The following is a 23,826-nucleotide window of genomic DNA, read 5'->3' as shown; positions in this document are numbered from 1 at the left end:
ATGCTGTCGTTTTTGAAAAACATGTTTGAGAAGAAGCCGCAGGTCAAGGAACGGCTTCCTTTTTACGATATTGTCTGCCCGTACTGCTTCGCCAAATACGGACCGGACCAAGTTGTCTTTCGTGCCACGCATCATCGCCAGGACGACGAAGACTACGCGTTGCAGGAGGATGAGATTCTCAATGCGTATCGGGATAAATTCGGCCTGGATGCTATCGACGAGCTGGAAGCGGTGATCGATCCAGAATCCATCCCGTCGGAAAACCATTTGTACGTCGATAACGTCCTCGCAGGTGTGACTGACCGGTATGGCATGGTTTCCAAGCGCAGACTGTGCCCGAAATGCCACAACGAGCTACCGATTACGGCAGGGAAAGCGCCGAGTAACATTATTTCGATTGTCGGGGCGTCTCAGGTCGGTAAGTCCGTGTACATGACCTCACTGATCCATACGTTGCAGAACACGACTGCGAATCACTTCGATGCAGCGTGTATGCCGCTCAATGCGCAAATTAGCCGCAAGTTCCGGGAGAACTACGAGGCACCCTTGTTTGAGCGCGGACAGCTGCTTGATTCCACGCAAAAAGAAAAGCGTCAGGAGCCTTTCATCTTCCAATTCATTTTCAAGGATAGCGACAAGGCACCATTGATCCTGGTGTTTTTCGACGTAGCAGGCGAGGGAATGGTCGACCGCGAGTATTTGGAGCTGTATGCGGCGCATGTGAAAAACTCGTCTGGCATCCTGTTCCTAGTCGATCCGCTGCAAATCAAGACCATTCGCGATCGGGTCATGCTGCAAGCTGGGGATGAGCCAGGGGAATTCACGGCAAGGTACGACGAGCCGCGTGAGGTTGTCATTACGCTGTTTGAGAATTTCATCGGCTATCAGGAGCAGAGCAAAACCCATATTCCGACCGCTGTCGTGTTGACGAAGAGCGACATGCTGCATCTGATCAAAGAAGACGATGGTGAATACATCAAGTCCAACAGCAATGTTTTCCGCAATTTTGTCCATGAACAATATTTAAATACGGCTGAATTTGAGAACATCGATGGAGAAATCCGCCGATTCATCGAAAAGGTAGATAGACCGTTTAAAGACGCGTTGGATGTTTACTTTACGAATACGGCCTATTTCGCTGTATCTGCGCTGGGGAGCAATCCCGTCAATCAAAGGGTAAGTGGTGTCGTGACCCCGATTCGCGTCGACGAACCGTTTATTTGGTTGATGCACCAGCTTGATTACATCGAGGGGAGGGAGCGGTAGTGAGCAACCGTCAGCCCATTTTGCAGCAGTACTACACCCGCGGGCGACAAGGGGTTTTCCGTTCGAACGAAGGATACGATACTGTCGCCAAGACGCCAGGGCTGGATAACCAATTCATCAAGAAGACGCTCCATCCGTTTTGCGTGTACGACGCGCCGCGGCAGCTTCAAGAGCGGGCGGAAAGCAATCTGGCGCTCTTTCCGGAGGCGCTTGTCAGCTTCCAAGCCGAATCAGGAGAGATGGTTCTCGGTAGAAGTGTATTTGTCGGAGCGGACTTTACTGGGCAGCGCAATACATTTTTCAGTCACAACTATGTCATTCCGGTAGAGCGTCGAGATGAGTTTATCAAGAATCCGAGCAAGATCTTCGGAGTCCGTACTTTTGCAGATCGTCACGATGATGCAGCGGGTAAGGAGCTTCCTACCGTCGATGACATCCCTTCAGAAAAAGGCTTGCCGCAAGACCGAAAACAGCTACTTGGACAGTTGGGTGTCGATGAGCGTTTATTCAAACAGCTCCTCTTTGCGGTGATGTCCTCGCTCGCAGCGAAAAAGAAGGTGTTCATCAGCCTGGACGTGGATATTAGTGCCTCATCCAAGAGTGCTGCTCACTTGTTGGAGATTTTGTACAGTTGTCTGCCTTATGAGATGCGCAGACATTTTGGTTTTCTCACGTTTAGCAACGAGCCGCAGAGCAAGAAGCATATCCACGTTACGTTCGTAGAAAAAGGAAGCCTACGCCCAGGCGGGGGGCACAGCGACAAAGACTTTTTGTTTGACTTCTCCCTTGGTCGCGTTCAAAACGTCGATTTGCAGGACGGAGGACACGAATACCTCGACTTTGCCTGGGAGTATGTCAATGAGCCACGGATTCTGGATGCCTTTCACGATTTTTGTGAGGATGTGCTGGCTGGAGCAGACCATGCACTAGCCTTGAACCTTCGCACGTACTATGAGCTGTGCGCACTGTATTTAATTGAAAAGGGACGAACGTCCGTGTATGAGAGCAAGCGGGCGGGCGTTTGGCAGGCATTGAACAGCTATTTGGGGCACAGTAGCTTGACCCGCAAGAAACGGCTGATCGAGCTTCAGGAAATGCTGATGCGGATCGAAATAGAGGCGCTTTCGTCCAAACGGCTGCCCGACGGCGAGACGATTAAGCAAATAATTGAATCCTACCAGGTCACCAAGCAGGAACGCTTGCAAATGGATTTGATCCGCTTCCTGATGGACGTGTTGATGAAGGCCAAGACCGCAAGACAGAGTAGCTACGTGGCAGAGGTGTATAAGCATTTGTCCAGCAACCGGGAGCTGTTTGGCTTCATGATGCGGACGATTTTTGGCTATCCGCAGTTGGTGAAGCCGCTTTTTGAGGATTATATGACTGAGCGGGTATCCGCCGTGATCAGCTTGGACCAGATGATAAAGGAAATCCGGTTTTGGTCAGAAACAGAACCGCAAGCGATACGCAATGCCGTCTTTATTGCTACGACAACAGAAAAAGTTTTGCGTCTCTTTGCACGGGAACGTCAAAAGCTCGCTGCCGCCATTACCATCCACCAGTTCTTTGAAAACATCGATGGGGCACGCGGCTATGCCGATGAGCTGTTGGATGAGCTGGACAAATCCTTGATGAAGCTCGTCGCGCTAGACACGCTATCCAAGGATGATTTCCAGGTTCTCATCGCCCTCTTAGAGGAGAAGCCACAGAGCTTTTTCGGAACGCTGGATATGGAGAGTCGCCACAAGCAAGAAATGCTCATGAATCTGGCGAAGCTGCACGAAGAGAGAAGCACGCAACATCCGGCAGAGTTTTTCCGAAAATGGGATCGGGAAGCGATTTCTGTGCAACAAAGAATGATCCAGAATATGTTGAGTAAACCACTCCATGCAGACGAGTTCCCACAGGTCCCACTGGTCTTTTACAGGGAAGATCATTTTGGTCAGGAAGGATTCCAGTTTGCAGAATTGCTAGGATATGTTCAGCAAAATGGTGGGGAAGCCGTTACGTTGTCTTTTATCCAATGGACGATGAGCCAGCGGATGTTTTTCGAAGGGAAGCATTTGCTGCCTGCATACAGACAAGCATTGAAGGTCTTTTTCCTTGAAGAGAAAGGCAAGAGATTGCGGGATAAAGAATGGCGAAAACGGTGGTATGCGATCCGAAATGCTGATTTCCGCAAGCTTTTGGACGAGGTACGCAGCGAAACAGCCAATCCGCTCGTGAAGCTGTTTCGGCACAAAGCTACGGTGATATCCAGCGCAGTTGTCTTGCTAGGTGCCGGAGCGTGGGGAGGCTATATGGTTTGGGGAGGTACGAGTACGCACGTACAGCCACCTGAAACACAGCCAGAACCGACTCGCCCACCGGCTGTGTTCGTGCCGGTTTATCGGTTGATGGTGGACGAGCCTGACATCCAACCTGTCCGTGGTGTTATTAGGGAGCGAAGCCAAGATGCATCTACGGGTGGACCGCCTGTTCAAACAACGACACCCTAAGATAATAGAAGGCCAACGCGGTCTGCTCGGGTAGGAGCGACCGCGTATTTTGGGGGTCTTTTTTGTACAAGAAGACGCCTTGATCATATATTGACAAATATTTTTATTTGTGGTATAATAAAATATTTTACTGTTGAAAAAACTCCTCGCTCCGTGATAAAAAGTAGTTGTGCGATAAAAAGGTGTGAGGAGGAATAGGGTATGAAAGCGAACACAGGTGTGAAAATGATTCCGCTACAAGGAGAGGCATTTGGCAAGCCGATGGTGATCTATCCCACCTTGCTTTGGGATGATGACCGAGCGGTATTGGTAGATACAGGAATGCCGGGTTCATGGGAGATCATTCGTCAGGAAATGAGCCGCGCTGGCATACCACCTGAGCGTTTACAGGCTATCATTTTGACACATCAGGACCTTGATCATATCGGCAGTCTTCCAGAAATCGTTCGTGAGCTTGGCGGACAGGTTGAAATATACGCGCACGAGCTGGATCAGCCGTACATCGAAGGCACACGCCCACTCCTCAAAGCAGACCCCAAAAACATGGCTCCTTTACTTGCGATGTTGCCTGAAAAGGAGCGCGAGTACTTGCAATGGCTTTGCGAAAATCCGCCCAAGGCAATGGTGCACAAGACACTGGCAGACGAAGAGATTCTGCCGTATTGTGGGGGAATCCGCATCATTCATACTCCCGGCCATACGCCGGGGCATATCAGCTTATATGTACAAGATAGCAAGACCTTAATAGCAGGCGATGCTATGGTGTACATGAACGAAGCACTGCGAGGACCGATTCCGCAAAACACTCTCGATATGGAAATGGCAGTAAACTCATTAAAAAAGTTTGAGAACTTGGAAATTACTAGCATCATTTGTTATCATGGAGGCATGTGCCAAAACAATGTGCAAGAGCAGCTCTATGCTCTGCTACGGTGAAGTAGTTACCTGATCCTGCAATATGTGGATATAAGAAGCGTGGAGGACACCAGAGCTGGAGTAATCCCTATGGTGTCTTTTCTCATTTTATCCCTGTAACGTCTTTTGCGCTGTTTGCTCGACCTTGGAATGGGAGACTGGGGTTTTGTAGTACTTTTCCAGCGACTTATCTGAGCCTGTCCAACGAGCCAATGCAGCGAGCACAGCAAACATGCCTTTTTGCAGGAAGCGCGGAATGATCGGGAGGTAAAACCCCCCCATCTGAAAGATCGTTCCCAAGAGGAGAATATTTTTCGGGATATTTTGCTTGATAAACGGCAAATAAAAGCTGCGCCCGTCTGTATCGAGCCCGTATCCACAGCGGACAAATGCTTCAAAAGTACCTGCCGGACGGATTTCGACATGGAAGCTGACGAATTCGTTAGAGGGATTGTGGAACCCATGAACCTTGTCCGTCGGTATGTTTAGCTTCTCTCCCGGCTTCAGGATTACTTTTTTTCCATCGATGGTTACCTCTAAATTTCCAATTACACCTTCAAAGGTTTCGACAAGTTTTGTATGATAGTGTAGAAAAATCCCATTATCCGGTGGGAGATCGGTACGAAATAACAAATATTCGCCATTCGTTTCTTCCGTTGTCTTTAAAAAGGTGACCACTTCGTTATTGTGCGGGTTGCTTACACTGCGACTTAGATTTGACAAAACTATACCTCCTTGAAAAATAGTAAAAAGAGATTATATTAAGACAGAATATAGATTAAATATAGATTATTTGTTCCGGGTCAACAATTAGAAAGATAGGATGTTCTACCTAAAGATGGAGTGGATAGTATGAGCGGCATGATCGTGGTTCCAGGTTATAGGGTGGCAGAGTTTCTTTCCACTCATTCAAAATTGGGAATTTATCGGGGTTACAGAAATAACGACAATCTCCCTGTCTTATTCAAAGTACCGATGGAAGGACCTTCCCATAAGGAATCTCTGTGGAAACTGAAGCATGAATATCGCATTCTTCAATCATTGGAATCCCATGCAGTGGAAACGATCATCGAACTGGTTAATCACAACCGTGAGACGGTAATGATTACGGAAGATTTCGGGGGAGTGCCGCTCTCCTTGCTTATGAAAATGAAAGGACTGTCACTGAAGGAGATGCTCTTCCTTGCAGTCCGCATGGCTTCCTGTTTGAAGGAAATCCATCAGCACGGAATCATTCATAAGGATGTAAATTCCGAACATATCCTGGTTCATCCTGAAACCTATGAGGTAAAGCTTGGTAGCTTTGGGTTGGCGACGAAATCCCACCAAGAATACCAAAGTGTGATGAATCCAAAAGAATGGAAGGGAAATCTTCGCTACGTGTCGCCGGAGCAGACGGGGAGAATGAATCGCACCGTCGATTACCGTTCCGATATTTATTCGTTTGGTGTCACGCTCTACGAGTTATTGACGGGAAAGCTGCCCTTTTTAACTTCGGACATGCTTGAACTCATACATGCTCATATGGCGAGAAAGCCGCTCGCTCCCTCCAGTGTAAAACCATCCGTTCCAGAGATTCTATCGGACATTGTGATGAAGTGTCTGTCAAAAAATACAGAGGATCGCTACTTTAGCATGTCTGGCTTACTGGCAGACCTGCAGCGTTGCTATGACCAGCTTGAACAAAACGGTTTGATTACGCCTTTTCCGCTTGCTTTAGAAGATCGTGCTGATCACTTGCGGATTCCAGAGAGGCTGTATGGACGTGAGCAAGAAATCCAGATGCTCATCGATGCATTTGAGCAAGTCACGAACGGCGCTACGAGGATGGTTCTTCTCAGTGGATCTCCCGGTGTGGGTAAGTCTGCCCTCGTGCTGGAAGCGCAAAAAGCGTTTTTGAGAGGCCGGGGACGTTTTGTTTCAGGAAAGTTCGATCAATATAATCAAGCTGTTCCGTATTCGGCCCTCATTCAAATCTTTCAGGATTTGATCAAGCAGTTATTGGCAGGCCACGAACGCGAGCTGCTTGCTTGGCGAGAGATGATCCTCGACGCCATGCAAGGCCTTGGTCAAGTGATCGTGGATGTCATTCCACAGCTTGAAGCAGTGATCGGCAAGCAACCTGCTGTACCTGAGCTGCCTGCAGCAGAAGCAAAAAATCGTTTTCAATGGGTGATGCAACGCTTTATTCGGATTTGGGCGCGTCCAGAGCATCCACTCGTCTTGTTCCTGGATGATTTGCAGTGGGCGGATTCTTCTTCGCTTTTCCTGATCCGAGAGTTGATTGCAGATAGGCAGATCAGTCATTTTCTATTGATTTGCGCTTATCGTGAGCATGATGGCAGTATGATGAATCCGTTGATTGCCATTTTGACAGAGACAGGCATCAAGAGCCGCATTTTGCGCCAATTCACGTTATTGCCGCTTCGAGAACACGAATTCAATGCGTTAGTAGCCGATACATTGCATAGCGATACGGACATGACGAAGCCGCTGGTTACGATTATTATGCAAAAAACAGCCGGGAATCCGTTTTATGTAAGGGAATTCATTAAGACGCTGTATGATCGGAACTTGTTGTGGTATGGAAGAGAAGAGCGGAACTGGCAATGGGATTTGGTCGAAATCGAGAAGCTGGGTACAACGGAAAATGTGGCCGATCTTCTCGTAGAAAAAATGAGAAGATTGCCTGAATCTACTCAGCAGCAGCTCGCTTATGCTGCTTGTCTGGGCAATTCGTTTTTGCTTCATTTGATAGCCAAGTCACGGAATCAAACGGAGTCAGAAGCCATTCAGCATATATCGCCTGCGATTGAGGAAGGTCTCATCTATCCGATTGAAGGAGCGGGATATCTGACATACGCTGCGCTCGTGGAAGAAGAAGTCGCGTCTCAGATGAGGATTCGTTTCCGTTTTGTGCATGATCGAATTCAACAGGCCGCCTATTCGTTGTTAGCAGAGGCAGAGCGCGGACAGATCCACGTCAAGCTGGGCAGAATGATGTGGGAAATGTCCCAAGGGAGCGAATCTGGCTTCCTGTTCGAAATTTGCGATCATATGTATCGGGGCAAAGAGATACTGGAGGATCAAGCGGAGCGCATGCATGTAGCGCATTGTCATTTGCTCGCTGGACAAAAAGCGAAATCCTCTGCGGCATTTGAGTCAGCCTTGCAGTATTTCCAGCGCGGACTAGAGCTAGTGGGGGAAGAGGGCTGGCAGCACAATCATGATCTGACCATGGAGCTGTGTGCGTTGTCTGCGGAGACGACGTACCTCTGTAACCAATTGGATGAGGCAAAACAATTGTTTGAACGCGGGATGCAGCATGCCAAAACAGACCGGGAACGCGTTCGCATTTTGGAAATGGAAATTCGCATGTATACACGACTGGCTGAATTTCCGCGTGTCATGGAGATCGCAAGCGAAGCCTTGGGGTTATTGGGGGTACCGATTCCGAAAAAGCCTGGCAAGCTCGATATCATTATGGAAATGTTTCATATCAAGCGACGCCTCAAAGGCAGAAAAATAGATGAGTTGCTATATTTGCCGGATGTTCCCGATGAAAATTATCAGATGGCGATGAGCATCATCAGCTACGCCGGGCCATCAGCTTACTATGTCAATCTCAATTGGTTTGCTTTAACGATTTTGCGTGCCCTTCATCTGTCACTCGTGCACGGAAACGCAGTCGCTTCGGCAAATGGTTATACCGGTTACGGAATTGTACAAGCTGCTCAATTCGGAAATTATCGAGAGGCTTATGAATTTGGACAATTGGCTTGCCGTGTAGCAGACAGCTTCGCCGATCCGATTGCCATGACGAAGGCGTATGGCGCGTTTGCCCTACTGATCAATCACTGGTGCGAGCATGCGCGGACGAACATCCCTCTCCTGAAAAAAGCGATTCAACTCGGCTTGGACGGCGGAGGAAACATTTATGCTGCCTACAATGCCCATGGGCTTTTGGAGGCCATGCTCTATTGTGGTGTGCCAGTAGAAGAATTGGAGCAGCAAATCGAGGAATACAGCGATATGATTCAACAAATCAAGGTCGTTGATCACGATGACCGGCTCCTCTTATTGCGCCAGGCGCTGCATACTTTTACAAGGTGGACGGACAATGAACGAACGGAGTTTTGCCATGATGGCTTTGATGAAGTTGCCTATGTAAGCAACCTGCAAAAAGAAGGAAACAGCTACAAACGGTACATGTACCACTACTATAAATCGATGGTTCACCTCATGTACGGGAACCACCTGGAGGCAGCCCAGCTGCTGGCTGAAGCGGAGCAATGGATGGATTCAGTCAGCGGACAAGTACTTGTCAGCCAGCAAGTTTTTATGCAAACACTGGCATTGACGGGGCTCTATGAGAACGCCAACGGACAGGAAAAATCGAGGTATGGGAAAAAAATCAAAGCAAATCTCAAAAAGATGAAGACGTGGGCAAACGAATGCCCGGAAAATTTTCAGCACAAGTGGTTGCTGATGCATGCTGAGTGGCTCCGTGTCACAGAGCATAAACAAGAAGCGGGTCCTTTTTATGAACAGGCGGTTCAACTCGCCAAAAAGGATGTTTTCTTGCAAAACGAGGCAATGGCAAATGAATTGGCTGCCCAGCATTACTTGGCACTTGGAATGGAAACGATTGCGAAGGCATACATGACGGAGGCGCACGAGGTTTACATGCTATGGGGAGCAGTCGCCAAGGCACGAGAGATTGGGGAACGGTACCCTTATCTTTTGCAACGGGTTAGAAGCTTGGGGGCTTCCGCTGAGATTGCCACGACTGACCAGACAGCAGACCTCGTCGATTTAATGAGTGTCATCAAAGCGTCGCAAACGATTGCTAGCGAGCTCCGCTTGGAAATGCTGTTGGCGACGATGCTGCGCACGGTGATGAGCAATGCAGGTGCGGAGAAAGGAATCCTCCTGCTGAAAAAAGATGGTGACTGGCTCATCGAAGCGGCAGGCTCTGTCGATTTGGACGTGGAGATTATGCAGTCTGTCCCGTATGAGCATAGTGGGATGCTCTCTGTCGCTGTCGTGAATTACACGATTCGTACAGAAGAGATGCTGGTGCTCCACAACGCTTCGGTTGAAGGCGTCTTTTTCCGTGATACGTACATTGCGAAGCACCAGCCGAAATCGATTCTATGCTCCCCGCTATGGCAGCAAGGGAAAATGATTGGTGTCATTTATTTGGAGAACAACGAGACGACACACGTGTTCAACGAAAAACGCTCAGAGCCCCTCAGGCTGATCTTCTCGCAAATTGCAATCTTTATTGAAAATGCGAGACTGTATCATCAATTGGAGCAATGGAATCAATCCTTGGAAAAGATTGTGACAGAGCGTACCAATGAAATTCAGGCACTTTTGCAGGCGAATAAAAATCTGTTAAACAATGCGGGACAAGGCTTCCTTTCCTTTTCCAAAAACCTGCTAGTCCATTCTGAATACAGTCGGGAATGTCTGCGGATTTTTGGGAGAGAACTGGCTGGAGTTTCGGTTGCAGAGCTACTATACCCAGATCGTCCAGAGGACAGCGTGTTCATTGAATCTCTTTTGGAAAAGTACTTTGAAGCAAAAGACCAAGGGCAAAAAGAGCTGTATCTCAGCCTCTTTCCTACGGAAGTCCAGATCAATCAAATGCCGTTGAAGCTGGCATGTAAGCCGATTTATGAAGATCGGCGAGATTCGCCAGAGGGCTTGATGCTGATTCTGACTGATATGAGTGAGCAGCGGGCGCTCAAATCAAAGATGGAGCGAGAATGGCAAAGGTTGAATATGGTCGTAACGGTAGCGATTAGTCTCCCGCTCTTCCAAAAGGTACTGCGAGCTTTTAACGCTTTCGTTGAGGAGGGGTGGAAGCAGATCCTCGGAGGAGCGATGGCGGAATCCGAGAAGCTATTCAAATTGGTCGCTCAGATTCATCAGTTTAAAGGTGACTTCAGCCAATTACACCTGATTCATACACCACAAAAGCTGCATGATTTGGAGTCGTGGTTGATTCAATGGGCAAAGTCCGAGGAACGCTTGTCCGACGAGGATGTGCGTGCCCAGCAGTCATTCGCAGAGGTTCAAGCTGCGATGCAACAGGATTTGTCGATCATGCAGCACAAGCTCGGGGTCGGATTCCTGGATCATAACGAGCATGTGCACACCATTGCAAAAGAGCGATGGGAAAGCTTCGAGCACGAGATTACCAGTCTGGTACAGGGGGAAGCTCAGCAGGAGCTGCTCCACCGCATCCGCAAGCTGCGTTATCGTCCCATGAAGGACATGTTGTCCCGTTATGAAGACTATGTAAGCGAGCTCGCTATCCGTCTGAATAAGACCATCGATCCGGTCGAATGGGATGTGGAAGAAGTACTGGTCGATCCGGAGCGATTCGAGAATTTTGCGAGGAGCCTGGTTCACGTATTCAACAATGCCATTGATCATGGAATGGAAGAAGAGCAAGAACGATTAGCGTGCGGAAAAGAACGCAGCGGCAAGATTCAGTGCCGCATTTGGCAAGAGGATACTTCCCTGTGCGTCACGATTCGTGATGATGGACGTGGCGGAGATAGGGAAAAGCTGAAGCTGGCATTGGCTGAGGATGTCACGGTACAAGAACATGCAAGTCTCGTATCGGGCAGAGGAATTGGCCTGTCCATTGTCAAACAAGAGGTTGAGCAGTTGGGAGGAACCCTCCAGGTTCATACCCAAAAAGGAGAAGGGACCCGCTTTACCTTCCGTATTCCGTTGGAAGAAATTCACTAGATCCATAGAAAAAACTGAGGCGACAGTGCCTCAGTTTTTTGTTTGATCGACTAAAGAGAATTCGTAATGGAAGCCAAAAGCCGTTCTTCATCGATCGGTTTTAGAATGTAATGGCGCGCTCCAGCGTTGATTGCTTCAAAAACGAGCGGCTTTAATCCGTTGGTGCTGACCATAATGATGTTGGCGTCGGGGAAGGTGCCGATGATTTTTTTGACAGTCTCTATGCCATTCATTCCTGGCATATTGATATCCATCGTCACCACATCGGGGAGGTGGTCCGTATATTTTTGATAGGCGTCCAATCCATTCGTTGCTTCTGCAATGACTTGATGGCCCGCCCGTTCCAAAATGATTTTCATGTAATCTCGTACTACAAGGGAGTCGTCTGCTATCAGTATACGAGCCATAAAGCCTCCTGTTTCGAAACGGTTAGTTAACCTTAGTAAGTGAGCAGTCTAATTTTACCATAACACTTATAGGAAAAATGTCGCAATCATTTGATCATAAAAAGTGTACAAACATACAAAAAAACAAACGAATTCCAGCTTTTGATAAAACTGGATTCGTTTGTTTAGCTTTTCCAAATGGGTCATGTATTCGGTTAGCAAAAGCAATCTGGCTTGCCAGGAGCATCATGATAGGCGAGCAAGGCATTGACCCCATGACTTAAGATAGCACCGGAACGTGTCACTGCGGCAACGAGTAGAGCCTCCATAATTTCCTCCATGGTGCCGCCCAGTTCTTTATACTTTTTGACGTGAACATCGATGCAATAAGGGCAGCCAGTCACGTGAGCGACCACAATGGCAATCAACTCTTTCGTTTTGACCGGAAGCTGGTGGGATTGCTGGTAGATTTGCCGCTCGAAAGAAAAATAAGAAGCGGCAGCGTCAGGCGCCAATTTCATCAATTCTGGGATATGCGACAAATTTGCTGATTCATAATACGAACGTGCTTTTGACATGAAACATCCTCTCCCTTTTCATGGGTAGTCACTACGACTTTATTGTAGAGAGAGAAAATGGTTGCTTCTGTAACTTACTCACCAATCTCACCAATCACTAGGAAAAAGTTTTTCCTGGAGGGCATCACGGCGAATAGCTGTGATTCGGCCTCGGCCTAACTGAAGCCACCCGGCTTTTTCAAACTCCTTGAGTGACCGACTGATTACCTCTCGGGCAGTTCCGAGTTCTATGGCAATCGCTTCATGGGTGATGGAAAGATGATTGTGAGAATCTGTGGTACGACGGAGCAATAATTCGGCGATGCGGGCGTTGATCGGTTTAAACGCGATATCCTCGACCAGAGATGTGACGGAGACCATTCGGTTGATCATGTTCCGGTAAATAAACTGACGCAAGTCCTTATAGTGATCCATCCAGTCTTTGAAAACATCTACAGGCAAAAGCAGCAGCTCGGTTTCCTCTTCTAGCTGTGCGGATGCTTCATAGCCCGTCTCACCTAAAATACTGGCCATCATGAGGACGCAGACTCCCCCGCGCTGTACCCGATATAACGTAACCTCACGTCCTGTCTCGCTGATGATATAGATACGGACCTTGCCTGACAATACAAAAGCGGCATGGGCAAACAGATGACCCTGCTGCATCGTAAGCTGGGGAGAAAAGCGTTCCACTGTTATGTCAGGATGGCGCCATGCGGCTTCCGGAACAAGGGAAAAGCACGGAAAAGCATCCGTCACAAGTTGGATTCGATTCAAGTCCATTGTTTTACCCTCCGCGACAACTCAATTAGAGAAATATGCTTACTTGTAGTGTAGGGAAAAGACGGGATCTCTACAATGGAATATCCGTCTGCGGACTGACGAGAGAACAACCCTGTAGCCTGATTTCTCTTCTACGCTGTTTTGCTACGATGTTAAAAGAACTTATCTTGTAAAAATAACCAAGTATCGAGGGGAAACAGATGAAACAAATGAAGCGGTGGATAGGGGTTGGCCTAATTGCTGTGGGAATCGGCGTGGCCGGCTGCACGATCAACAATAACGTGATCAAGATTGAAGAAGAAAAAAGACAGCTTGAATTGCCTGCGGAGTCCATCGAGGCGTTGAATATTGTGACCGATTCGGGCGATTTGGTCGTCAAGGGTGATGAAAAAGCAACCGCGATTCATGTAGAGGCTGAAATCAAATCGAAAAATGTCAAACCCGAAGAAATCATCCTTACACTCGAAAAGGATGGGAATAACGCCGCAACACTACGATCCGAAGTGAACACAGATATCGGTTTTAACTATGTGGATATGACGATAACGGTAATTGTTCCTGCCAAGCTACCGATAGCCCTTACCGATGGATCAGGGGATATTGACATGACGAATCTAACAGGAAAGCTCACGATTGAGGATGACTCAGGTGATATTCGATTAACGAATACGAACGGAGAGGTAGAGATTCGTGACCAGTCCGGTGATATCAAGATCAAGGACGCGTCAGCCCTCAAACTGATCGAAGACGATTCAGGTGAGATCGTCATGGAAAATACGGGTGGAAACGTAGCGATTCACGATCAATCCGGTGATATGTATATGAGGAAGCATAAGGGTGATGTTACGATATCGGACCAAAGCGGTGATATTGTCATTGATACAGTCGAAGGAAATGTGCTGATTGAGAGTGACGGGAGCGGAGATCGGTTCGTTCAAAACGTAACAGGTTCGTACACATCCAAATAATCAGGACCGTCAGGGTTTTTGCCCTGGCGGTTTTCTTGTTGTGGCGGTATTTTGACAGGTTGAGGAAAAAATTAGCCGACTAATGAAAAAAAGCTTCCCCTTCCGATAAAGAAGTGCTACTATAACAAATGTAGTTCTAATTGAGAATGAATCTCTTTATTAATGATTATGAGAATTATTCTCTTCGGTAAATGCTCGAGTCAATACGGAACATTACTCCATGAAAAAGTAAGAAGAGTAGGGACGCGATGAAAAAGAGATATTTGGTTGTAACACTTATTTTGCTATCGTTCGTTTCACTTTTTATTGGCGTGAAAGATATATCCCCGTGGGATCTGTTTAATCTCACAGATGACAAAGTGCAAGTGCTGTGGATTAGCCGAATTCCGCGTTTGATTAGTATTATCATCGCAGGGGTCAGCATGAGTATCGCCGGATTGATCATGCAGCAGCTGACCCGAAACAAGTTCGTTTCTCCGACGACAGCAGGGACAGAGGACTCCGTTCGCTTCGGAATATTGGTTTCACTCTTGGTATTCGCTGATGCGAGCTCTTGGGTGAAGCTACTCGTTGCTTTTGCATTTGCTCTCTTGGGAACCTTTGTCTTTATGAAGATTCTCGAACGAATCAAATTTAAAGACTCCATTTTCATCCCGTTAGTGGGATTGATGTTTGGAAACATCGTCGGATCCATCACGACGTTTTTCGCTTATAAGCATGACCTGATGCAAAACATGTCTGCTTGGTTGCATGGAGATTTCTCCACCATTATGAAGGGCAGCTACGAACTTTTATACATAAGCATTCCGCTGGTGATTATCGCTTACTTGTATGCGAATAAGTTCACTATTGCCGGAATGGGTGAAGAGTTTGCCATCAACCTCGGGTTGAACTACAAGCATGTCGTCAACATTGGACTGGTCATTGTCGCTTGTGTGACTTCGGTAGTTATTCTCACAGTAGGGACAATCCCGTTTTTGGGGCTGATCATTCCCAACCTGGTTACGATCTACCTGGGAGATAACCTGAAAAAAAGCTTATCTCATACCGCTTTGCTTGGCGCGGTGTTTGTACTTGCTTGTGATATCCTGGGACGCCTCATCATCTTCCCATACGAGATTTCCATCGGCTTGATGGTTGGGGTCATAGGCAGCGGGATATTCGTGTACTTACTCATGAGAAGAAAGGCATATGAACAATGAAAGCGAAGATAGCTGCCCTGTCGATTGTGGCCATTGCTTTGATAGCCATTTTTATGATGATTGACGCCGGTGGCAACTGGGATTACGTCCTTCCTCGGCGGGCTAAGAAAATTCTTGCCATCATTTTAACCGGTTGCATCATCGCCTTCTCAACGATGATCTTCCAGACCATCACGAACAACCGAATCTTGACGCCTAGCATCATCGGCCTTGATTCGCTCTATATGTTCATCCAAACATTTGTGATCTTTGTTTTTGGCTCCACCCATTTCACCTTGATGAACAACAACGTGAACTTTCTGATCTCGACAGGTGGGATGGTGCTTTTCGCAGGCTTGCTCTACAAATTCCTGTTTAAGAGGGAAGGGCAAAACATTTACTTCCTGCTTCTCATCGGCTTGATCTTGGGCACATTGTTCAGCAGTTTGTCCACGTTCATGCAAGTGTTGATTGATCCGAATGAGTTTCTGGTTGTGCAAGACCGAATGTTCGCCAGCTTCAACAATGTAAAAACAGACCTGTTGATTACGAGCTTTGCTCTGGTCATCGGAATCATGATTTACTTCTGGCGATACATCAAGTACTTGGATGTGTTATCACTCGGTCGAGATCAGGCGATCAATTTGGGGATTCCGTACGATTTTGTCATCAAACGGTTCCTCGTCATCATTGCCATTCTCGTATCGATCGCGACAGCGCTTGTTGGACCGATTACCTTCCTTGGACTGTTGGTAGCGAATCTCGCCCATCAGTTTATGAAAACCTATCAGCATAAATACTTGCTGGTGGGCTCGGCTTTAATCAGTGTGATTGCACTGGTTGGCGGTTTGTTGATTGTGGAGCGTGTACTTGCGTTCTCCACGACGCTCAGTGTCATCGTCAACTTTATTGGTGGAGTTTACTTCATCTATCTTCTGTTAAAGGAGAATAAAGCGTGATAGAAGTCCGGAATGTCACAAAACAGTATGGTAGCAAAAATGTCGTGGAAAAAGTCTCTGTGAAGATTGCCAAAGGGAAAATCACGTCCTTTATCGGGCCCAATGGGGCTGGAAAGAGCACGCTACTGTCGATGATTAGTCGCCTATTGACCAAGGATCAAGGCGAGGTTTTCATTGAGGGTCAGGAAATTGGGCAGACAAAGAGTAGTGAGCTGGCAAAGAAAATCTCGATTCTCAAGCAATCGAACCACATAACGGTGCGGTTGACGATTCGTGAGCTGGTCAGCTTTGGTCGCTTCCCGTATTCACAAGGCAATTTGACAAAAGAGGATTGGAAGTATGTAGACGAGGCTATCCAGTATTTGGAGCTCACGGACATTCAACACAAGTACCTCGACCAGTTGAGTGGCGGTCAGCGTCAACGCGCTTACATCGCGATGGTTGTCGCTCAAAATACGGAATACGTCCTCTTGGATGAGCCGCTCAACAATTTGGATATGAAGCACTCCGTCCAGATCATGAAAGTGCTGCGACGTCTGGTAGACGAAAAGGGCAAAACGGTTGTCATTGTCATTCACGATATCAACTTTGCTTCCGTCTATTCGGATTATATCGTCGCTCTCAAGGATGGAAAGGTCGTGAAGGAAGGCACTACAGACGAGATCATCACCCAACCGATCTTGAAAGATGTCTATGACATGGATATCCGTATTGAAGACATTGAAGAAAATAAAATCTGTGTCTATTTCGCGTAAGCTCCATCTTCCTATCGTTAAAATTTTGATGGCCTGCCGGGGGTTTCATCAGCAAGCTGTCAATAATTTTATATACTTTTACATTCTATATAGAGGTGAGAGAAGTGAACAAAAAATTACTCATGCTATTTATGGCAGTACTGTTGGCTGTATTCACGGCTGCATGCGGCTCCAATAACGCTGCTCCTGCAACATCTGCGACGGACGCAACCAAAGCACCTGAAGCGGCACAAACATCCGAAGAAGTTACGATCAAGCATAAATTAGGTGAAGCAAAACTGAAAAAGAATCCAAAAACGGTTGTAGCATTTGACTTCGGTGTTCTGGATTCCTTGGACAAATTGGGTATTGAAGTAGCGGGTGTTGCACAGTCTACCAGCATTCCTGCGTACCTGGAAAAGTTCAAAGATGCGAAATACACAAATGTTGGTGGTTTGAAAGAGCCAGACTTTGAAAAAATCAATGCATTGAAACCAGATGTCATCTTCATTTCTGGTCGTCAACAAGATGCTTACGAAGAGCTGAACAAAATTGCTCCAACCATCTTCATGGGTGTAGACAATGCGAAGTACATGGAATCTTTCAAAGAGAACATGAAAACATTGGGTACCATCTTCGGTAAAGAAGCACAAGTAGAAGAAGAGCTGGGCAAAATCGATGCATCTATCAAAGAATTGAATGCAAAAGCAACGGCAAGCGGCAAGACTGCTCTGATCGTAATGGTTAACGAAGGCAAGCTGAACGCTTACGGCGCTGGTTCCCGTTTTGGTATCCTGCACGGTGAATTCGGATTTACGCCTGTAGACAAAAACATTTCTGTAGAAAATCATGGTCAAAGTGTTTCCTTTGAATATATCGCAGAAAAAGATCCAGACTACCTGTTCGTAATTGATCGTGGTAACGCGATTTCCAAGAATAAAGAAGTGTCTACTTCTACACAGCAAACAGTAGAAAACGATCTGATTAAGAACACGAAAGCATTCAAAACTGGCAACATCATTTACCTGGATTCTAGCAACTGGTACTTGTCTGGTGGCGGATTGGAATCCACCGCTGGCATGGCAGAAGAAGTTCTGAAAGAAGTGAAGTGGTAAGAGGCTAGAAAGGAAAGTGGCGACAGCCCAAGGGAGTAAAACATTCCCAGGGCTGTCGCCTTTTCATTTTATAGAACGTGCTGATTCATTTATACACGGGGCTCCCGCTTGGCAAACTCTTGTAACATCCTTCTTATTTCTTCTACCAATAAAGCAGGTGCCTTCTTTGGTGACCCCGAGTCAAACGGTGGCTGGGGATCGTATTCCAAGATCAACTGAACCCCTTTGCTCATATCCTCTCCCAATTCCCATGCAACTAGTTGGAGTGCCATGTCGATACCAGAGGAAACGCCGGCTGCTGTAACGAGGAAAGATAAATAGTCGGTATAGCAAAAAGCCGGTTACACCGTAAAACGTGGTGAAAACCGGCTTTTTGCTAGCGGAATTTAACGGTTATCTGGCTCCAACCAGCTTGCGCTCTTCCGTGTAAACAGGTTGGGTCGTGTTTTCGTTTGCTTGTTTTTGGTCCACAGCATGACACAGCTCATATGGGAGGCAGAGCGGTACACCCGTGCGAGGATCAATCAGGATGTCTGCTTCGATGTTGAATACCTTGCGCAGCATCTCAGGCGTCATGACTTCAGTAGGGCTTCCCTCAGCGACGACGGTACCGCGAGAGATGGCAACCATGTGCTGTGCATAACGGGTTGCGTGATTCAAATCGTGGACGACCATAACGATCGTACGATTTTCTTCGTCATTCAGCTTTTGCAAGAGCTTGAGAACCTCCAGCTGGTGAGCCATATCCAGGAAGGTCGTAGGCTCATCAAGGAACAGGATGTCTGTTCCTTGCGCCAGTGCCATCGCAATCCAGGCGCGCTGGCGCTGACCGCCGGATAGCTGGTCAACCGGACGATCATGGAAATCTGCCATCCCGGTCATGGAGATAGCCCAGTTTATAATCTCCTTGTCTTCCTTGGTCAAAGAGCCGAAGCCTTTTTGATGGGGGAAGCGGCCATAGGTAACGAGCTCAGACACGGTCAAGCCATCGGGTGCGGTTGGGTTTTGCGGCAAAATCGCGAGTTGCTTGGCGACTTCCTTGGTCGATTGCTGATGGATCGACTTTCCGTCCAAAAATACTTGTCCGCCGGTTGGTTTCATAATCCGCGCGAGAGTTTTGAGGATCGTCGATTTACCAGAACCATTTGCACCGACCAGAGCAGTGATTTTTCCAGAAGGAATGCTAATGTTCAAGTCTTTGACAATGGAAAGCTCACCGTATCCGATGTCCAGCTTTTGCGTGTATAAGCGCTCCACAATGGGCCAACTCCTTTTTAGGAAAGTATGTACATGTATGTGTAAACAAAGACAATGATAATCATTTTCACTAAGGTAAAGTATATAACGGAATGAGGTCAAATTCAATATGAAAAAGCCAACCTGCTCACATGTGTGAACAAATTGGCCTTGGGTTAACAAATGATTATCCTGAATTAGTAGGTGATATGAGCGATGATCCCTTCTTCGTCGTCCAATACTAGCTCGATGCCGGCCGAATAAGGGTTGCGCTGCATCTGGGTCTCCAGGTAGTAGCGAATCGCTTCGATCATGTTAATCTCGACGAAGATTTGTTGGCGATCCATCCAGTGTACTTCAGCAGAGAAGCCATACTCCTCGTCCCACATCAGCTCGACGGAGATGTCTTGTGGCTTCAACTGCTTTTTGAAAGCTGCATGAATGCAAATCGCGTTAATGATATCTTGTTCAGAAAAGGTTATCTTTTCCATGCGTTCAGTTCCTGTTCTTTCTCACGCTTGTTTTTGAAGTAAACGAACGCTTTGCGGATCAGGATAATCACTGCGAGGATCGCCATCAGGTTGATCATGAAGCCAAGGATGGAGCCCAGGATACCCATGTCACCGAATAGGGATCCGAACAGCAAACCAGCCAGACCACCAATCATGAGACCTTTCATGAATCCGCCGCTTTTGCTTGCGGTAGCAGCAGGAGTTGTTGTCGTACCTTTATTGGTTGATGCGTTTACATTTGAATCGGCTTTGTTGGGTGTTTGTGTATTGGTGGGAGCCGTATTAGAGTTAAAAGATTTTTTCCCGGACTTATAGCCTTTCGCGTCGGCGTGATCAATGAATCCTCCGGCCGGAGCGAGTACGAGCATTACGGCAACCAACATCATGATGAGTTTTTTCATGTTATTTAGGTAGCACCTCTCATTTGAATGACTTGTACATATAAGTCTACATGAATATCGAACGAAATTCCAATGCACTTTCAGTGACGATCGGTTTAAATACCGACAAAAAAGCCCCTGACAAGCGATCTCGTCAGGGGTTCTTCGATTTACGCGCTCTTTTTCAGTTTTCGGGCTGCCCAGTTACCCAACGATTGAATGAGCTGGACCAAGACGACGAGGATAATGACGGTAATGATCATGACTTCGATGTCCCATTGCTGGTAGCCGTAGCGCAAGGCGAGATCGCCCAGTCCGCCGGCACCAACTGCGCCCGCCATAGCAGTAGCACCGATCAAACCGATGGTCGCGATCGTCAGGCAGAGGACGATGCCAGGCCGTGCTTCACGCAGCATGATCCGAAAAATAATCTGCGTCCGGGATGCGCCCATCGCTTGGTACGCTTCGATCACGCCGCGATCTACGTCATGCAGGGCCGTTTCCATCAGGCGTGAGATGTAAGGAGCCGTATAGACGATGAGCGGCACAATGGCTCCTTCAATCCCAATCGATGTGCCCACGATCAACTCTGTAAAAGGAATGATTGCAACCATCAGGATAATAAAAGGCAACGAACGCACAATGTTGATGATCGTATTCAGGGTGTGATAAATGATTTTATTCGGAAAAAGGTGGTTAACCTGTGTGATGACCAACAAAATCCCGAGCGGAATCCCGATCAGTGTCGCAATGAACAACGAAAACCCAACCATGATAACGGTCTCTTGCAGGGATTGCCCGAATACCGGAATCATTTCAATCAAACGCTCCATTAGCTACGCACCTCCTCTGGGGACACAATATCTACGCGGTAGACGGATTCACGCAAGAAGCGAATGCCATCTTGAATGGGCTGGTCTTCACCAGAAATGTGCAAAAGCAAAATGCCAAGGGCTGTTCCCTTAATGGTCGTAATCGAGCCGTACAACAGATTGGTGCTAATCGGAAAGCGTGCGGACAAGGTACCTAGAACAGGATCGAGAGCGGCATCTCCGCGAAAAGCAACGCGAACAATTTTGGAAACGGGTCCGGATTCTTTTATCTTGGACAAAATCTCCTGTGGTACCTGATCGTCAAAAACTGTTTTGATAAAATTACGGGTCGTTTGCTCTTGCGGATTGCTGAACACATCCAGAACAGAGCCTTGCTCGATGACGACGCCGTTTTCCATGATGGCTACTTGGTCGCAGATTTTCTTGATGACCTGCATTTCATGGGTAATCAGCACGATGGTCAGGTTGAACTTTCGATTGATGTCGAGCAACAGCTCCAGAATGGATTCGGTTGTTTGCGGGTCGAGAGCGGAAGTCGCTTCGTCACAGAGCAGGATTTCCGGATCGGTGGCAAGTGCACGAGCGATGCCCACCCGTTGCTTTTGTCCACCGGATAGCTGAGAAGGATAAGCGTTTGCTTTATCAGACAAGCCAACCAATCCGAGAAGGTCTTCTACCTTGCGCTTTATGACATCTTTGGGGACGTGATTCATCCGCAAGATTTCCGCCACATTGTCAAAGACATTATAGGAAGAGAGCAGGTTGAAGTGTTGAAAAATAATCCCGATCTTTTTGCGAGCTTGCCGCAGCTCTTTTTCCTTGAGGGTCAGCATGTTCTGGCCATTGACGATCACAGAACCGCTGGTCGGCTTCTCCAACAGGTTGATGGTACGGAGCAGGGTACTTTTCCCCGCTCCGCTAAAGCCGATCACCCCGTAGATTTGCCCTTTTTCCACCTGCAGGGATACGCCCTTCAATGCTTCTACCTGCTTGTTTCCTACTTGATACGACTTATGAATATCGGTTAGCTGTATCATAACGAGTTCTCCTTGTTGTTCTTGATGTTCCTGGCGTCGATCTTACCAGGACGGCAGTACAGCTCCTTCAAAGCGTTCGTCGATGAATTTTTTCACTTCTTCCGAGCGGTAGATGTCCACCAGCTTTTTGACGGCTGGGTTGTCTTTGTTGGTTTCGTTGGCTGCCAAGATGTTTACGTACGGAGAGTCAGCCGTCTCAGCGAAGATCGCGTCTTTTTTCGGGGAGTAGCCAGCTTCCATCGCGAAGTTTGTGTTAATCGAAGCAACCTCTACGTTGCTCAGCGAGCGTGCCAGGAAAGCAGCCTCCAGCTCTTTGAATTGCAAATTTTTCGGATTTTCCACGATGTCCAGTGGTGTTGCGTTGTCGCCCACGCCATCCTTGAGCTTAATCAAGCCAGCTGCTTGATAGAGCAGCAAGGCGCGTGCTCGGTTGGTCGGGTCATTTTGAATGCCGACAACGCCGCCTGCCGGGATGTCCTCGACTTTTTTATGCTTGGTGGAGTACAGGCCCATCGGGTACGTCACGGTTTTTCCGACCTCGACGATCTTTGTTTTGTGATCTTGATTGAACTTCGCCAAGAACGGGATGGTTTGGAAGCTGTTTACATCGAGATTTCCTTTATCGAGAGCTTGGTTCGGCTGTACGTAATCGTTGAAAACGACGACTTCGACGTCGAGTCCTTTGCCTTTGGCGACTTCTTTTACTTTGTTAAGAATCTCTTCGTGTGGGCCGCCAGTGACACCCACTTTGAGTGAGGTTTGTTCAGCAGCAGTGCCGCCGTTAGCAGGCGCAGCTTCTTGTTTGCCCCCGCAAGCCGTTACGAGCGATGTAGCGAGCAGTAGTGTAGTGAGCAGTAGACCAGTTTTTTTCATGAAAATACCCCTTTTCTCTGGATGTAAGATGGAAAAGAAAAAAGCCTCTTCCGACAGAAGAGGCGAAAACTGCAAGTATGTAACCACACTGCAACAATACCTCTCTTATCTGTCGGAATAAATTCCGCTGGATTTGGCACCGTATCGTTTGCGATAGGTTGCCGAGGTGTCATAGGGCCAGTCCCTCAACCTCTCTTCATAAGAGAATGTGCTATGAAATTATCATTCCAAACATTGTTGTTAATTCTTATTTGGATAGTTGGATTATAACGACTGATTTTTTCGGTGTCAACAGTTTTTGCAAACGAATGACTTGGTGGAAAAATGTGAAATTGATCTAAATACGAATATTCTATTGAAGAATGAAAAAATCATATGTATAATGAGAGCGAATGAACCCGATGCCAGCTATCGCAGGTGATGACATGACTCTCGTGGACTCCAATGAAACTAGAAAAAAGCTGTCTGCCATCTATAATGAGATAGCAAAAGAGTTGTTCGGATTTGGAACGACTTTGCTCCGAGTCACGATTGAAAATCAGATGATTACGTTCCAAGCTAAGCATCGCCGCTCTCCGCGCTCACAAGCGTTGGAAGGAGAAGCACCGGCCCTCAAGCTCGAAGTCGATTTTCGCATGTCCCTTCTTTATAAGAAGAGACTGAGAGAACGACTGGAAGAAGAGATGGGGTTGCCGTTGGAAGCCGTGCTGAGGGACTATGATGCGCCTACGCAGTGGGCGATCACGAATGTTATTTTAGCTGAATCAGAACTGAATACCTGACGCAATCGTTCGGATTTTCTCTTTTGATCTATCTTAAGGGGAG

Annotated in this window: 20 protein-coding genes, 1 pseudogene and 1 riboswitch; of the genes and pseudogenes, 10 read left to right on the top strand and 11 right to left on the bottom strand. The window is 47.4% G+C overall.

All coding sequences use genetic code 11. The features are described from left to right. From ODZ53_RS08660 to ODZ53_RS08650, 3 genes are all read left to right on the top strand, one after another. Entirely contained in the window at positions 1-1,266 is a 1,266-nt protein-coding gene (locus ODZ53_RS08660; RefSeq protein WP_016739559.1) for a TRAFAC clade GTPase domain-containing protein, read from the top strand. Then, positions 1,266-3,764: a GAP1-N2 domain-containing protein gene (locus ODZ53_RS08655; RefSeq protein ID WP_372676652.1), complete on the top strand. Its 2,499-nt coding sequence runs from the start codon at positions 1,266-1,268 to the stop codon at positions 3,762-3,764. The genes ODZ53_RS08660 and ODZ53_RS08655 overlap by 1 nt, the downstream gene beginning before the upstream one ends. A 201-nt stretch (positions 3,765-3,965) precedes the next feature. Continuing rightward, positions 3,966-4,700: an MBL fold metallo-hydrolase gene (locus tag ODZ53_RS08650; protein ID WP_372676651.1), complete on the top strand. Its 735-nt coding sequence runs from the start codon at positions 3,966-3,968 to the stop codon at positions 4,698-4,700. A gap of 87 nt (positions 4,701-4,787) precedes the next feature. Here ODZ53_RS08650 and ODZ53_RS08645 read toward each other — a convergent pair whose 3' ends face one another. Next, on the bottom strand, positions 4,788-5,402 hold the full coding sequence (locus ODZ53_RS08645) for a cupin domain-containing protein (RefSeq protein ID WP_372676650.1): 615 nt from the start codon (positions 5,400-5,402) through the stop codon (positions 4,788-4,790). 129 nt (positions 5,403-5,531) lie between these two features. Between ODZ53_RS08645 and ODZ53_RS08640 the strand changes: the two genes are divergently transcribed. Then, the gene (locus ODZ53_RS08640; RefSeq protein ID WP_372676649.1) at positions 5,532-11,447 is read left to right on the top strand and encodes an AAA family ATPase; all 5,916 of its coding nucleotides are present in this window, start codon (positions 5,532-5,534) and stop codon (positions 11,445-11,447) included. Between the two features lie 50 nt (positions 11,448-11,497). Here ODZ53_RS08640 and ODZ53_RS08635 read toward each other — a convergent pair whose 3' ends face one another. The 3 genes from ODZ53_RS08635 to ODZ53_RS08625 form a co-directional block, all read right to left on the bottom strand. Continuing rightward, entirely contained in the window at positions 11,498-11,854 is a 357-nt protein-coding gene (locus ODZ53_RS08635) for a response regulator (RefSeq protein ID WP_015893868.1), read from the bottom strand. Between the two features lie 194 nt (positions 11,855-12,048). Next, on the bottom strand, positions 12,049-12,411 hold the full coding sequence (locus ODZ53_RS08630; protein WP_015893867.1) for a carboxymuconolactone decarboxylase family protein: 363 nt from the start codon (positions 12,409-12,411) through the stop codon (positions 12,049-12,051). An 87-nt stretch (positions 12,412-12,498) separates the two neighbouring features. Beyond that, positions 12,499-13,173 (bottom strand): Crp/Fnr family transcriptional regulator, encoded by a 675-nt coding sequence (locus tag ODZ53_RS08625; RefSeq protein ID WP_372676648.1) that lies wholly within the window; start codon positions 13,171-13,173, stop codon positions 12,499-12,501. A gap of 200 nt (positions 13,174-13,373) precedes the next feature. Here ODZ53_RS08625 and ODZ53_RS08620 point away from each other — a divergent pair, with 200 nt between their 5' ends. The 5 genes from ODZ53_RS08620 (at position 13,374) to ODZ53_RS08600 (ending at position 18,130) form a co-directional block, all read left to right on the top strand. Further along, complete coding sequence (locus ODZ53_RS08620) at positions 13,374-14,141, top strand: DUF4097 family beta strand repeat-containing protein (protein WP_372676647.1); 768 nt, start codon at positions 13,374-13,376, stop codon at positions 14,139-14,141. Positions 14,142-14,389: 248 nt separating this feature from the next. Continuing rightward, positions 14,390-15,343 carry an ABC transporter permease gene (locus ODZ53_RS08615; RefSeq protein WP_372676646.1) on the top strand — a complete coding sequence of 318 codons (954 nt, stop codon included), beginning with the start codon at positions 14,390-14,392 and terminating at the stop codon, positions 15,341-15,343. Continuing rightward, positions 15,340-16,281 carry an iron chelate uptake ABC transporter family permease subunit gene (locus tag ODZ53_RS08610; protein WP_064200130.1) on the top strand — a complete coding sequence of 314 codons (942 nt, stop codon included), beginning with the start codon at positions 15,340-15,342 and terminating at the stop codon, positions 16,279-16,281. The genes ODZ53_RS08615 and ODZ53_RS08610 overlap by 4 nt, the downstream gene beginning before the upstream one ends. Next, positions 16,278-17,036, top strand: coding sequence for an iron ABC transporter ATP-binding protein (locus ODZ53_RS08605; protein WP_372676645.1), 759 nt, complete (start codon positions 16,278-16,280; stop codon positions 17,034-17,036). Before ODZ53_RS08610 ends, ODZ53_RS08605 begins: the two co-directional genes overlap by 4 nt. A 104-nt stretch (positions 17,037-17,140) precedes the next feature. Beyond that, positions 17,141-18,130: a siderophore ABC transporter substrate-binding protein gene (locus tag ODZ53_RS08600; protein WP_289675130.1), complete on the top strand. Its 990-nt coding sequence runs from the start codon at positions 17,141-17,143 to the stop codon at positions 18,128-18,130. An 89-nt stretch (positions 18,131-18,219) separates the two neighbouring features. Here ODZ53_RS08600 and ODZ53_RS08595 read toward each other — a convergent pair. The 7 genes and pseudogenes from ODZ53_RS08595 to ODZ53_RS08565 all read right to left on the bottom strand — a co-directional run. Beyond that, positions 18,220-18,438: pseudogene (locus tag ODZ53_RS08595) on the bottom strand (DJ-1/PfpI family protein); the annotation flags it as partial. 85 nt (positions 18,439-18,523) lie between these two features. After that, positions 18,524-19,387 (bottom strand): ABC transporter ATP-binding protein, encoded by an 864-nt coding sequence (locus ODZ53_RS08590; RefSeq protein ID WP_372676644.1) that lies wholly within the window; start codon positions 19,385-19,387, stop codon positions 18,524-18,526. Positions 19,388-19,563: 176 nt separating this feature from the next. Beyond that, positions 19,564-19,857 carry a YxcD family protein gene (locus ODZ53_RS08585; protein WP_015893858.1) on the bottom strand — a complete coding sequence of 98 codons (294 nt, stop codon included), beginning with the start codon at positions 19,855-19,857 and terminating at the stop codon, positions 19,564-19,566. Then, entirely contained in the window at positions 19,845-20,279 is a 435-nt protein-coding gene (locus ODZ53_RS08580; RefSeq protein WP_087350538.1) for a hypothetical protein, read from the bottom strand. The genes ODZ53_RS08585 and ODZ53_RS08580 overlap by 13 nt, the downstream gene beginning before the upstream one ends. A 149-nt stretch (positions 20,280-20,428) precedes the next feature. After that, positions 20,429-21,091: a methionine ABC transporter permease gene (locus ODZ53_RS08575; protein WP_372676643.1), complete on the bottom strand. Its 663-nt coding sequence runs from the start codon at positions 21,089-21,091 to the stop codon at positions 20,429-20,431. Then, complete coding sequence (locus tag ODZ53_RS08570; RefSeq protein ID WP_372676642.1) at positions 21,091-22,128, bottom strand: methionine ABC transporter ATP-binding protein; 1,038 nt, start codon at positions 22,126-22,128, stop codon at positions 21,091-21,093. Before ODZ53_RS08570 ends, ODZ53_RS08575 begins: the two co-directional genes overlap by 1 nt. Positions 22,129-22,170: 42 nt before the next feature. Continuing rightward, positions 22,171-23,001 carry a MetQ/NlpA family ABC transporter substrate-binding protein gene (locus ODZ53_RS08565; RefSeq protein ID WP_372676641.1) on the bottom strand — a complete coding sequence of 277 codons (831 nt, stop codon included), beginning with the start codon at positions 22,999-23,001 and terminating at the stop codon, positions 22,171-22,173. A gap of 102 nt (positions 23,002-23,103) precedes the next feature. Next, a riboswitch (SAM riboswitch) is annotated at positions 23,104-23,206 on the bottom strand. Between the two features lie 220 nt (positions 23,207-23,426). On the opposite strand from ODZ53_RS08565, the gene ODZ53_RS08560 reads away from it, so the two are divergent. Further along, positions 23,427-23,783, top strand: coding sequence for a hypothetical protein (locus ODZ53_RS08560; protein ID WP_015893853.1), 357 nt, complete (start codon positions 23,427-23,429; stop codon positions 23,781-23,783). Positions 23,784-23,826: the final 43 nt, after the last annotated feature.

The sequence above is a fragment of the Brevibacillus sp. BD137 genome (genome assembly GCF_041644655.1).
Taxonomy (GTDB): domain Bacteria; phylum Bacillota; class Bacilli; order Brevibacillales; family Brevibacillaceae; genus Brevibacillus; species Brevibacillus brevis_D.
Note: the sequence above shows the minus strand (reverse complement) of the source record. Positions and strands in the feature narration are given on the sequence as shown.